We start from the raw sequence: 12,252 nt of genomic DNA on the forward strand, positions 1-12,252 counted from the left end.
CTGTTCAGTGGACTGCGAAACATTGCGCCAGTCATGTGTGGCGTTACCTAAAAGGCAATTCTCATGCCAGTGTTCTAAGCATTTCCACCGTGCAATTATGTCGACGGCGCATGGCAAAACATTCCGGGCTGCTCGGGTGGGAGCGGGCCGGAATGTCGTTTTTTTTGTTTTTGATTAGTGGTGCTTGCTGCTTACTGCATGTCAGTTTGCTGCGTCCGCCAGCTCAAATGCCAGCGTGTTATGGCGCTCGATGACGGATCCGAGATCGATTGTTGTGCATTGACCTTCACGTACGATCACGCGGCCATTGATGACGCTGTAGGACACGTTGGCCGGCGTGCAGAACACCAGCGCGGCGACCGGGTCGTGCAGCGCGCCGGCGAAACCGATCTGATCCAGTTTGAACATCACGACGTCGGCCGACATGCCCGGCTTCAGTGCGCCGATGTCGTCGCGGTTCAATACCTTGGCGCCGCCGAGGGTGGCGATTTCCAGCGCCTGTCGTGCGGTCATGGCGTCCGGGCCGAAGCCGACGCGTTGCAGCAGCATGGCTTGGCGCACTTCACCGAGCATATGGGCGCCGTCGTTGGAGGCGCTGCCGTCGACGCCGAGACCGACCGGGACGCCGGCATCGATCATCTTGCGGATCGGGGCGATGCCGGAGGCCAGGCGCATGTTGGAACAGGGACAGTGCGCCACGCCGGTGCCGGTGCGGGCGAACAGGGCTATGCCGTGGTCGTCGAGTTGGACGCAGTGCGCATGCCAGACGTCGTGGCCGACCCAGCCGCAGTCTTCGGCGTATTCGGCCGGCGTCATGTTGAATTTCTCGCGGCTGTAGGCGATGTCGTTGACGTTTTCGGCGAGGTGGGTGTGCAGCGAGACTTTGTAGCTGCGCGCCATGTCGGCCGCTTCGCGCATGAGGTCGCGCGAGACCGAGAACGGCGAACAGGGCGCGACCACGATGCGTTGCATGGCGTGGCGGCTGTGGTCGTGGTAGGTCTCGATCAGGCGCTGGGTGTCGCGCAGGATGTCTTTTTCATCTTCCACCACGCGGTCCGGCGGCAGGCCGCCTTTGGACTGGCCGACGCTCATCGCGCCGCGCGCGCCGTGGAAGCGCATGCCGATTTCCTGCGCGGCTTCGATGCTGTCGTCGAGACGGGTCTTGTTTGGATAAATATAGAGGTGGTCGCTGCTGGTGGTGCAGCCGGAGAGGATCAGTTCGGCCATCGCGGTGAGCGTGGAGACCTTGATCATTTCCGGTGTCAGGCCGGCCCAGATGGGGTAGAGGTTGGTGAGCCAGTTGAACAGTTCGCCGTCTTGCGCGGCGGGGATCACGCGCGTGAGGCTTTGGTACATGTGGTGGTGGGTGTTGATCAGGCCGGGCAGCACCACGTGGTTGGTTGCGTCGATTACCTCGTCGGCGGTTTGGGGGAGGTCTGCGGTTTGGCCTACTTGTTCGATTACGTTGTTGCGGATGAAGAGGGCGCCGTTTTTGATTTCTTCTCTGGTGTCGTTCATTGTTACTACGACGGTGGCGTTTTTGATTAATAGGGTTTTGGTCATTTGGGACTCACTGGGTTGTGTTTGGTGTTGGGTGTTGATTCGGCGCGGGTGATAGTGGAGTCCCTTTTAAACCCTATTAACGCTTTGCCTGGCTTTGTTGATTGTTTCTTTTTTGTTGCGTGTGTCGGTAGCTAATTCTGTTTTCTCTTCGGTCGACCGTGCCGGGGGTAGCCCGGCGGCTACTCACTTTCTTTGCTTCGCCAAAGAAAGTAAGCAAAGAAAGGCGACCGCGATTCGCCGCCCCGCTTTGCGGGGTTCCCGTTGGTGCCGCACTCAAATCGGGAAGGGAAACAAACTCGCTTCGCTCAGACAAGTTTCCCTTCTTTATCCGATTTGTGCGCGTCCCCAACGGCGACTCATAAGCGGAATTCTTTTTTTCGGCTCGCTTCGCATTGCCTTGGGTTACTCGCCTTCGGCATCGTGCTGCTAGGCTGCTTGCTTTTTAAACCTTCGCCTTAAAATTCCGCAAGAAATCCAACAGGATCTGCGCTGACACTTCGGCGTCATCCGCCGTCATCGTCTCCAACGGATTGTGGCTGATGCCGCCGTTGCCGCAGCGTGTGAACAGCATGGCGACATCGGTCATCTTGGCGATGGTCATGGCGTCGTGGCCTGCGCCGGAGGCGAGTTCGAATGGTTTGACGCCGGCGCGTTCGGTGGCGGCGGCGAGTTGGTTCATCAGCCAGTGCGCGCAGGGCGCGGCCGGGGCGGAGACGGTCTTTTCGATGGTAACGTCGACGCTGCGGCGTTGGCTGATTTCTTCGATCTTCTTGAGCACATCTTCGACCGCCGCATCGCGGATGTCGTCTGCGGCAGCGCGGATGTCGAGCGATAGCACGCACGCGCCGGGGATGACGTTGGTGGAGCCGTTGGGGACTTGCAACTGGCCGACGGTGCCGACCAATGAAGCATGCTGGTCCTGGCCGCAACGCTGCTCGACGTAGAGGATGATTTCTGCAGCGGCGGCGGCGGCGTCCTTGCGCATGCTCATCGGCGTGGTGCCGGCGTGGCTGGCGACGCCTTTGAGGTTGACCAGGTAGCGCGAGCTGCCGGCGATCGAGGTGACGATGCCGACCGGGAGGTCGCGGTTGAGCAGGACCGGGCCTTGTTCGATGTGGACTTCGACGTAGCCGAGCAGGTCGGACGGGTCGCGTGCGATCTTCGGAATCGCGGTGACGTCGTGGCCGGCTTGCGTGAGCACGTCGCGCATGCTGACGCCGTCGCGGTCGGTGAGGTTGAGCAGGTTGAGGTCGAACTGGCCGATGATGGCGTTGCTGCCCAGGAAGGTGCTCTTGAAGCGCACGCCTTCTTCTTCCGAGAAACCGATGATCTCGAAATGGAAGGGCAGGGTTTCGCCTTTTTCATGCAAATGCTTGACGATGGCGATCGGCAGCAGGATGCCTTCGCGGCCGTCGTACTTGCCGCCGTTGCGCACCGTGTCGTAGTGCGAGCCCGTCATCAGGGTCTTGGCCTGCGGGTCGGTCGAGAGGTAGCGGCCGACTACGTTGCCGACCGCGTCGATGTGGGCGTGCATGCCCGCTTCGCGCATCCAGTGGGCGATCTGGTCGGCGGTGCGGCGGTGCGCGTCGGTCATGAAGGTGCAGGTCAGGGCGCCTTCGTCTTCGCTCCAGGAGCCGATTTCTTCGGCCCATTCCATGATGGTGGCGCCGATGGCCGGGGTGTAGCCGAGCAGGTCGTTGATGCGCATTTCGGCAATGCGGCCGATCTGACGCAGCGCTTCGCGCAGTTCGTCTTCGGGCTGATTGCGCAGGCGGCGGGTGAAGGTGGTGATGATTTGCTGGCGCGTCAGGCCCTTGCCGGTGGCGCCCTTGACCGCGAGGATGAAGGGGAAACCGAATTTGGCGTTGTAATCGCCGTTGAGCTTTTGCAGCGTAGCGAACTCTTCCGGCGTGCACAGGTTGAGGCCGGCCTTGGCTTGCTCGCCGGTGGACTCGGCGGTCAGCTCGCCGGCGATGGCGGCTTTGCCTGCCAGCTCGGGGTGGGCGCGGATCAGGCCCAGTTGTTCTGCGCGCTCGGCGCCGGTGACCACGCCTTGCAGCGCCTGCTTCAGGGCCGTGATGTTGGCGAAGGGGCCGAGCTTGGCTGCCCGTTCGGGAATCCATGGCGAGTGCTCGTAGATCCCGTGCAGGGTGTTGACGAAAGCCGGTACGTCGCGCGCGGCGCTGCCGTTCAATTGTTCTAGTGTGGTCATCGTGATACCTGTTGCCAATAAATACGGATGGTTGCTTGTGTTTGTTGCTGTTTCTGCTGGTTGTTTCTTTTGTTTCTGCTGCTGCGACAGGACGGTATGCCGTCCTGTCGTATTTCAATTGTCAGTGATCGGAACTCTGTGCCGCCGCCAACGCATAGTTGGCGACTTCATCATCACTGCCGCGGCCGTTGAAGAACACATTCAACACGACCGCCATGGTGGATGCAAGCAATATGCCACTATGGAAGATAGTGGACAAGAAGCCGGGCATCTTGTCAAAGAAGGTCGGCGCGACGATCGGGATCATGCCCACGCCGATGCTGATGGCGACGATGAACAGGTTGTTGCGGTTGGTGTTGAAATCGACCTTGGCCAGGATCTTGATCCCGGTCGCGGCCACCATGCCGAACATCACGATGCCGGCGCCGCCCAGCACGAATTGCGGGATCGATGCGGCTACGTGCGCCATTTTGGGGAACAGGCCGAACGCCGCCAGGATCACGCCGGCGGCGACGCAGACATAGCGGCTGCGGATGCCGGTGACGCCGACCAGACCGACGTTCTGCGAGAACGAGGTGTACGGGAAGGTGTTGAAGACGCCGCCGATCACCGTGCCCAGGCCGTCCACGCGCAGACCGCGCGCCAGCGTCTTGTCGTCGACTTTCTTCTCGACGATGTCGCCCAGCGCCATGAACATGCCGGTCGATTCGATCATGGTGACGATCATGACCAGGCACATGCTGATGATGGAGCCGACGTCGAACTGCGGCCAGCCGTAGTGGAACGGTTTGATCACGGCGAACCATTCCGTTGCGCCGAGACCGTCAAAGTTGATCTTGCCCAGCGATAAGGCGATGACGAAGCCGACGATCATGCCCATCAGCACCGAGATGTTGGCGATGAAGCCTTTGACATATTTGGTGATGAGCAGGATGGAGACGAGGACCACGGCGGCGATCGACAGGCTCAGCGGCGAGCCGTAATCGGGATTCGGGATCTTGACGAAGACGCCGTCGATCAATTTGCCGATGATGGGTTGACCACCGGCCGCCCAGTTGATGCCGACGCCCATCAGCGATACGCCGATGACCGTGATGACGGTGCCGGTCACCACCGGCGGGAAGTAGCGCATGAGCTTGCTCATGTAGGGCGAGGCCAGCATGCAGAATATCCCTGACGCGATGACGGCCCCGTAGATATGCAGGATGCTCAGCGAAGGATTGTTGGCCATGGCGACCATCGGCCCGACGGCGGCGAAGGTGACGCCCATCATCACCGGCATGCGGATGCCGAACTTCCAGATGCCGAGGCTCTGGATGATGGTGACCAGGCCGCAGCAGAACAGGTCGGCGCTGATCAGGTAAGCGATTTCGGATTTTGGCAGGTTTAGGGCACCGCCGACGATGAGCGGTACTGCGATGGCGCCGGCATACATCACGAGTACGTGTTGCATGCCCAGCGCGGCAAGTTTGAGTATCGGCAGTCTTTCGTCCACCGGATGTGTTTGGGTTGTCATGGCTGTCTCCAAGTTTTTATATGGAGACCGTCGCAAGTTGAATGCTGGATCCGACTTGCTGCGGCCTCTCGTCAAGTCCTTGCAGAAGGGTGCAGATTCTGAGCAGGATCCTCCGTACAGGCTTGTGGGCCGATACTAAAGTAAATCACTCAGTCCAATATATAGGTCAGCCAATACTCGTTTTCTGAATGTGGATATAAGCAACTCGATGCTGATGTTGCCCGAAAGCCTTAGTTGACAAGCATTTTCGCCGCTGCGCTGACCTGTGCACGCAGCCATTTATGCTCGGTCGCCTGATGGACGCGTTCATGCCACAACTGATAAAAACGCAGCGGCGGAAACTTGATCGGTACGCTGTAACTCTTCAGCGACAAGGTCTTTTCATAGAAGCTGGCGAACTGCTGGCCGGCGCTCAGCACCAGGTCGGTTTGCGCCACCATGTAAGGCAGCATGCGGAAGTGCGCCGACTCCACCACGACGTTGCGATGCAGGTTCTGCTTTTCGAGGAAGGTGTCGATGGTGCCGTGGTAGCCGGGCAAGATCTGCGACGGCGCCGCGTGCGGCAGGGTCAGGTAATCCTCGATGGTCATGGCGTCCTTGGCGGTGCGCTTGGCATAGGCGCAATCGGAACGCATCAGGCAGACGATGGGGTCGTCGAACAGCTTGGACAAATGCAGATGCGGCGGCGGCTCGTCCCAGTTGGCGATGACGAGGTCGAGTTCGCCGTCCGACAGCAGGCGTACGTAATCGGTCTCGGGGCCGAGCGCATGGATCACGATATGGCTCTTGGGCGACTCGCGGCGCAGGCGCGCGATGACCTCGGTGAAGAAGGGCGTGTTCATGTAATCCGGCGCGGCGATGTGGAAGGTGCGTGCTTCTTCCTGCGGCACGAAGGCGGTTTTGGGCACGAACAGGCGCTCGGTTTCGTCGAGGATGCGCTTGGCCGGTTTCAGCAGGCTCTCGCCGTGCTGGGTCGGCACCATGCCGCGTGCGCCGCGCACCAGCAGCGGATCGCCGGTGAGTTCGCGCAGCTTGCGCAGCGAGGCCGAGATCGACGGCTGCGGCTGGTTGAGTTTAAGGGCGACGCGCGAGACGTTCTTTTCGCACAGCAACAGATAGAGAATGCGGATCAGGTGGATATCGAGATGGTCTGGCAGCCTGGACATGATTGTCTCCGGGTAACTGGTAAAGCGAGGCGGGCGTCTGCGCAGGGCGCGCTGAACTGCCTTCTTACCCGTGGAGGGTGGCCGCACGTTGTTGATGTTATGAAAAGTCTCTGGTTATATTTTTTGGCGTATAGAGCTTCCCACATAACCTGATCATTGTTGTATATGAATATGCGTATGTCAAATATAAGATGCTGGCAATGTTTTAAAGAGCCAACACGTTTATCGTTCCAGCATCCCGGTCGCACCGTCAGTGCGCAGGCTGCGACTGAGAAAAATAACAGATGGCAATCGCCATCGAGGTCGTCGCGGCAGCAGGTAACGAGGATTTACGCAGAGGCAGGAGACGCTCTGCGCAAGTCTTCTTATTTATCCGGAGCATGTGTTTTTACATTGCATCGGATCGACCGTTTTGTGATCTGAGGCCCGGCCTCGCTCACCTGAAGCGCCCGCAGTGGCAGGTGAGGAACAAACGTGGGGAAGACATGGAAGCATTGTTCGTATCGTATGGCATCGAGTGGCTCAATCTGCTGGTGCGCTGGTTGCACCTGATCACCGGGATTGCGTGGATCGGCGCCTCGTTCTATTTCGTCTGGCTGGACAACTCCATCCGTCCGCCGAAACCGGGCAGTGATCTGGCGAAGAAGGGCGTGTCCGGCGAGTTGTGGGCCGTGCACGGCGGCGGCTTCTACAACCCGCAGAAATATCTCGTCGCGCCTTCCGAATTGCCGGAAGAACTGCACTGGTTCAAGTGGGAAGCCTATGCCACCTGGATCAGCGGCTTCGCGATGCTGTTCATCGTCTATTACTTCAATGCCTCGGCCATGATGGTCGACAAATCGGTTGCCGATCTCTCCGGCCTGCAATCGGTCGGCGTCGGTCTCGGCACGCTGGTGCTCGGCTGGATTGTCTACGACCTGCTGTGCAAATCGCCGCTGGGAAAACGCGAAGGCCTGCTCGGCTCGGTCATGTTCGTCTTCATCGTCGCGGTGGCGTATGTGCTGACGCACCTGCTCAGCGGTCGCGCCGCCTACATCCACGTCGGCGCGATGATCGGCACCATCATGGTCGGCAACGTGCTGATGGTGATCATCCCCGGTCAGCGCAAGCTGGTGGAAGCCATGAAGGAAGGCAAATCGCCTGATCCGATCTACGGCAAGAAGGGCAAGCAGCGCAGCGTGCACAACAACTACTTCACGCTGCCCATCCTGTTCATCATGATCAGCAACCACTACGCGATGACCTACACCCATGCGTACAGCTGGCTGGTGCTGGCAGCGATCATGGCCGCAGGCGTGCTGATCCGTCACTTCTTCAACCTGCGCCATGCCGGCAAGGTCTCGATCGGTTTCCCGATTGCCGGTTGCGTATTGCTGCTGGGCGTGGCGATTGCGATTGCGCCGAAGCCGTTGCCGAAGGTCGCCGCTGTACCGGTAGTTTCACCAGCCGCTGCAACCGGCACTGCGACTGATAGCAGCGCAACTGTACCTGTCGCCGCCGCGGCAAGCGGCGTAGACTTTGCCCGCGTGCAGGAAGTCATCACCCAGCGTTGCGCCAGCTGCCACTCCGCACAGCCGACGCAGGCAGGTTTCGCCACGGCGCCGGCAGGCATGATGCTGCAGACGCCGGAACTGATTCGCCAGCACGCCGCCAAGGTGTACCAGCGCGCGGTCCAGACCAAGGACATGCCGCTGGCCAACATGACGCACATGACCGACGAAGAGCGCGCGCTGATCGGCGCCTGGTTCGAAGCGGGCGCGAAGTAATCCGACCGACAGAGAAATCGACAAAGAAATACAAGGAATATTCATGACCACCATCACCATCGACGGTTTCAACCTCAACGCTGCGCAAGTCGTGAGCGTCTCTCGCGGCACGAACGGCAGCAATGGCTCGTACGCCAAAGTCGCACTCGCCGACTCCTCGCGCGCTGCCCTGAAGCAAAGCCGCGACTTCATCGAGTCGACCTGGATGCACGACGAAGCGCCCATGATGTACAGCTTCAACACCGGCGTCGGTTTGTTGAAAGACACCCGCATCAAGGTCGAGCACATCGAACTGTTCCAGACGCAATTAATTAAAGCCCACAGCGCCGGCATCGGCGAACCGTTCTCCGAAGAAGTCAGCCGCGCCACCATGCTGTTGCGCGCCAACGCCTTCGCCAGCAATTACTCCGCGCCGCGCGTGGAAGTGGTCGATCGCCTGCTGGACTTCATCAATGCCGGCATCCATCCGATCATGCCGCAAAAGGGTTCGGTCGGCGCTTCCGGCGATCTCGCGCCGCTGGCTTACCTGGCAGCCGCCATCGTCGGTTTCGACGAAGCCGAAGTGATGTACCAGGGCAAGCGCATGAGCGCGCCCGAAGCCATCACCAAGGCCGGCATCGGCCCGGTCAAGTTCGACCTGAAGGCCAAGGACGCCTCGGCCCTGATCAACGGCTGCACCGCCTCGCTCGCGGTCGCCGTACTGGCAGCGCACGATTCACGCAACCTGCTGACCGACGCCTGCCTGTCGCTCGGCCTCACGCTGGAAGCCATGCGCGCCGAAATGTCCGCCTTCGATGCCCGCATCCAGCAGGCGCGTCCGCACGCCGGCCAGATCAAAACCGCCGCCGTCATCCGCACCTTGCTCAAGGGTTCCACCCGCACCACGCACGAAGCACGCTCGGTGCAGCTGCCGGACGAATCGCGCCGCACCGATATTCCGTACTCGTCGCGGATCCAGGACGTCTATTCGCTGCGCTGCGCGCCGCAGGTCTATGGCCCGGTGTTCGATGCGCTGGATTACATCGACACCATCGTCGACAAGGAAATCAACTCCGCCACGGATAACCCGCTGATCTTTGACAAGGAAGGCGGCGGCTTCGAGATCATCTCCGGCGGCAACTTCCACGGCCAGTATCTGGCGCAGGCGATGGACTTGCTGGCGATGACGATCACTGATCTCGGCAGCATCTGCGAACGCCGCATTGCGCGTCTGATCGATCCGACCTTGTCGTGGGGCCTGCCGCGCAACCTGATGAGCGGCGTGCGTGGGGTCAACACCGGCTATCCGGTGGTGCAGTGCTCGATGAGTTCACTGGTGATGGAAAATCGCACCCTGTCCATGCCGGGCAGCGTCGACAGCATCCCGTCCAAGGGCAACAGCGAAGACCACGTCTCCAACTCGACCTGGTGCGCGCGCAAGGCGGCGACAGTCGTCGCCAATACGCAGTACATCGTCGGCGTGGAAATGCTGCTGGCGGCGCAGGGGCTGACCATGACGGAAGAGTTGCTCAATGACTTCGTGCTGGGTGAGGGGACGCAGGCGGCTTACGAAGAGATCCGCAAGCAGATTCCGGCGTGCCTCGATGGGGATCGTTGGTTCCACAACGATATTCAGGTGGCGCATTCGTTCATCACCAGCGGGTCGGTGCGGGAGGCTGTTGTGGGACGGATTGGGAAGTTTGTTTGATGGGGTTTGTGGTGTGATGAAAAAAGAGCAGCTTTGGCTGCTCTTTTTTATTGTGTGGTTGTTTCGACTTGCTTGCTGCGGGTTGCTAAGATTTTTCTTTCTTCGGACGACCAAGCCGGGGGCGGCCCGGCAGCCGCTCACTTTCTTTGCTTCGCCAAAGAAAGTAAGCAAAGAAAGGCGACCGCAAGTTCGCAGCCCCTTCGGGGTGCCCGGCGTCGTCGAGCACAAATCGGGAAGGGAAACAAACTCGCTGCGCTCAGACAAGTTTCCCTTCTTTATCCGATTTGTACTCGCCGCCGCCGGCTGCTCGCAAGCGGGAATTCCAGACTGGCTCGCTTCGCCTCGCCAAGGTAGGGCGGTGGCGTGATGGTCTGTGTTCTTCGCTACCGTTAACAACGACGTAAATGGGCACGACCAAAGATGAGAATTACGAAGCCGAAGGCGAGTGCCCCCTGGCGATGCGCAGCGAGCCAGTTTGGCCGGTCCGCTTATGAGTCGCCGTTGGTGACGCGCACAAATCGGAAAAAGAAGGGAAACTTGTCTGAGCGCAGCGAGTTTGTTTCCCTTCCCGATTTGTGCGTGGCATCAACGGGTACCCCGCGCAGCGGGGCGGCGAATCGCGGTCGCCTTCTTTGGCTTACTTTTCTTGGCGAGACAAGAAAAGTGAGTAGCTGCCGGGCTACCCCCGGCGAATGGTTGATCGAAGAAAGAACAATCTAAGCTACCGACGAAACGAAGTCGGAACAAAACACAAAACTCAATCCTCATCCCCCAAATCCTTCTTCACCACCGCATACCGCAACAACGTCCTCTTCCGCGCCTCCGCATGATCCACCATCGGCTCCGGATAATCCTTGCCGATCTTGACCCCTGCCGCCTTCAGCAAATCCGCCGGACACAACCACGGTGCATGAATATGCTTGTCCGGCAACCCGGCTAGCTGCGGCAAATAGCGCCGGATGAACTTGCCCTCCGCATCAAACTTCTCCGACTGCGTAATCGGATTGAAGATGCGGAAATAAGGCTGCGCATCGCAACCTGAAGACGATGCCCACTGCCAGCCGCCATTGTTGGCCGACAGGTCGAAGTCATTGAGCAGATCGGCGAAATACTTCTCGCCCCAGCGCCAGTCGATCCCCAAGTCCTTGGTCAGGAAACTCGCCGTCACCATGCGCAGGCGATTGTGCATGTAGCCGGTCTGGTTCAGTTGCAGCATGGCGGCGTCGACCAGCGGATAACCCGTGCGGCCCTCGCACCACTTCGCAAACATGTCGCGCGCATGCTTGCCGCCTTCCCATTGGATCGCGTCGTAATCGGCCTTGAAGGAGCGCTCCGTCACGCGCGGATGATGGAACAGGATCATGAAATAGAAGTCGCGCCAGACCAGTTCCGACAGCCACACCGGCGCACCGCGACGACCCTCGCCGATGCGCATGGCGTCGACGGCGGCGCGCGCCAGCGTGCGGATCGAGATGGTGCCGAAGCGCAGGTGCACCGACAGGTAGGACGGTCCCTTGACGGCAGGAAAGTCGCGCGTGTCGCCGTACTTGCCCAGGCGCGGCAGGAAGTCTTCCAGCAATTGCTCCGCCCCGGACATGCCGGTTGGGATGCGCAAGTCCTTCAGGTTGCTGGGTGCAAAGCCGAGTTGCTCCAGCGTCGGCAGGGGCTGGTGATGCTTCTTCGACGGCGGTGCCAGTTGTGCGAAGTAGGCGTCGACCGGGTAAGGCTTGAGATAGAAGTCGCCGCCCGGACCGGACAGCTTGTTCATCCAGGCGTTCTTGTAGGGAGTGAAAACCGAGAAGGGGCGGCCGGCCAGCGACAGCACTTCGTCTTTTTCAAAGATGACCTGGTCCTTGTAGCTCAGCAACTGGCGACCATCTTTTTCGAGCTGCTTCCTGACGGCGGCGTCGCGCTTGATCGCCTGCGGTTCGTAATCGTCGTTGGTGAAGACGGCGTCGACGCCGAGCTCCGCCGCCAGCGCCGGGATGTCCTGTTGCGCTGAGGCGTGGAGCACGATCAGCGCGCCGCCGGCTGCGCGTAAGGCCGCGTCCAGTTCGGCGATGGACGCCATGATGAAATCGATGCGGCGATCGGCTTGCAGGCCGTCGGCCAGCAGCGCGTCGAGGATCTCGCGGTCGTAGACGAACACGCAATGTACTTGCTTGCTCTGCTTGAGCGCGTAGTACAGCGCGGCGTGATCGCTGATGCGCAGGTCGCGGCGGAACCAGACGAGGGAAGAGTCGAAAGTCGGCATGGAGGGACTAAGTTGATTTGTGAAGGCAATGAATGGAGGCAATAACGCACGATGGTAAAGCATCCTGCCGGCACAAACAAAAACAGCG

General features: G+C 60.1%; 8 protein-coding genes. 3 read left to right on the forward strand and 5 right to left on the reverse strand.

Going from position 1 to position 12,252, the window contains the following annotated elements; genetic code table 11:
* Positions 1-201: 201 nt before the first annotated feature.
* The 4 genes from E4P32_RS01450 to E4P32_RS01470 all read right to left on the reverse strand — a co-directional run bounded on the left by E4P32_RS01450 (position 202) and on the right by E4P32_RS01470 (position 6,457).
* Positions 202-1,563, reverse strand: a complete 1,362-nt coding sequence (locus E4P32_RS01450) for an 8-oxoguanine deaminase (RefSeq protein ID WP_116433586.1) — start codon at positions 1,561-1,563, stop codon at positions 202-204.
* Between the two features lie 442 nt (positions 1,564-2,005).
* On the reverse strand, positions 2,006-3,775 hold the full coding sequence (locus tag E4P32_RS01460) for an allantoate amidohydrolase (RefSeq protein ID WP_116433584.1): 1,770 nt from the start codon (positions 3,773-3,775) through the stop codon (positions 2,006-2,008).
* 121 nt (positions 3,776-3,896) lie between these two features.
* A complete protein-coding gene (locus E4P32_RS01465; RefSeq protein ID WP_116433583.1) occupies positions 3,897-5,291 on the reverse strand; it encodes a nucleobase:cation symporter-2 family protein in 1,395 nt (464 codons plus the stop codon).
* Between the two features lie 230 nt (positions 5,292-5,521).
* Positions 5,522-6,457, reverse strand: a complete 936-nt coding sequence (locus E4P32_RS01470; protein WP_016833487.1) for a LysR substrate-binding domain-containing protein — start codon at positions 6,455-6,457, stop codon at positions 5,522-5,524.
* Positions 6,458-6,942: 485 nt separating this feature from the next.
* On the opposite strand from E4P32_RS01470, the gene E4P32_RS01475 reads away from it, so the two are divergent.
* From E4P32_RS01475 to E4P32_RS24200, 3 genes are read left to right on the forward strand one after another with little or no spacing between them, the layout of a single operon-like run.
* Positions 6,943-8,223 carry a urate hydroxylase PuuD gene (locus E4P32_RS01475; protein ID WP_116433582.1) on the forward strand — a complete coding sequence of 427 codons (1,281 nt, stop codon included), beginning with the start codon at positions 6,943-6,945 and terminating at the stop codon, positions 8,221-8,223.
* A 43-nt stretch (positions 8,224-8,266) separates the two neighbouring features.
* A complete protein-coding gene (locus E4P32_RS01480; protein WP_116433581.1) occupies positions 8,267-9,910 on the forward strand; it encodes an aromatic amino acid ammonia-lyase in 1,644 nt (547 codons plus the stop codon).
* Positions 9,911-9,926: 16 nt separating this feature from the next.
* Entirely contained in the window at positions 9,927-10,277 is a 351-nt protein-coding gene (locus E4P32_RS24200) for a hypothetical protein (protein WP_199525588.1), read from the forward strand.
* 390 nt (positions 10,278-10,667) lie between these two features.
* Here E4P32_RS24200 and E4P32_RS01490 read toward each other — a convergent pair whose 3' ends face one another.
* On the reverse strand, positions 10,668-12,164 hold the full coding sequence (locus E4P32_RS01490) for a deoxyribodipyrimidine photo-lyase (protein ID WP_116433580.1): 1,497 nt from the start codon (positions 12,162-12,164) through the stop codon (positions 10,668-10,670).
* Positions 12,165-12,252: the final 88 nt, after the last annotated feature.

Origin of the sequence: Herbaspirillum sp. 3R11 (genome assembly GCF_004563925.1) — a bacterium.
GTDB lineage: Bacteria > Pseudomonadota > Gammaproteobacteria > Burkholderiales > Burkholderiaceae_D > Herbaspirillum.

What these genes read in the sequence shown, in the direction of transcription:
- E4P32_RS01450 (WP_116433586.1), bottom strand. Translation starts at nt 1,563, where the DNA reads ATGACCAAAACCCTATTAATCAAAAACGCCACCGTCGTAGTAACAATG.
- E4P32_RS01460 (WP_116433584.1), bottom strand. Translation starts at nt 3,775, where the DNA reads ATGACCACACTAGAACAATTGAACGGCAGCGCCGCGCGCGACGTACCG.
- E4P32_RS01465 (WP_116433583.1), bottom strand. Translation starts at nt 5,291, where the DNA reads ATGACAACCCAAACACATCCGGTGGACGAAAGACTGCCGATACTCAAA.
- E4P32_RS01470 (WP_016833487.1), bottom strand. Translation starts at nt 6,457, where the DNA reads ATGTCCAGGCTGCCAGACCATCTCGATATCCACCTGATCCGCATTCTC.
- E4P32_RS01475 (WP_116433582.1), top strand. Translation starts at nt 6,943, where the DNA reads ATGGAAGCATTGTTCGTATCGTATGGCATCGAGTGGCTCAATCTGCTG.
- E4P32_RS01480 (WP_116433581.1), top strand. Translation starts at nt 8,267, where the DNA reads ATGACCACCATCACCATCGACGGTTTCAACCTCAACGCTGCGCAAGTC.
- E4P32_RS24200 (WP_199525588.1), top strand. Translation starts at nt 9,927, where the DNA reads ATGAAAAAAGAGCAGCTTTGGCTGCTCTTTTTTATTGTGTGGTTGTTT.
- E4P32_RS01490 (WP_116433580.1), bottom strand. Translation starts at nt 12,164, where the DNA reads ATGCCGACTTTCGACTCTTCCCTCGTCTGGTTCCGCCGCGACCTGCGC.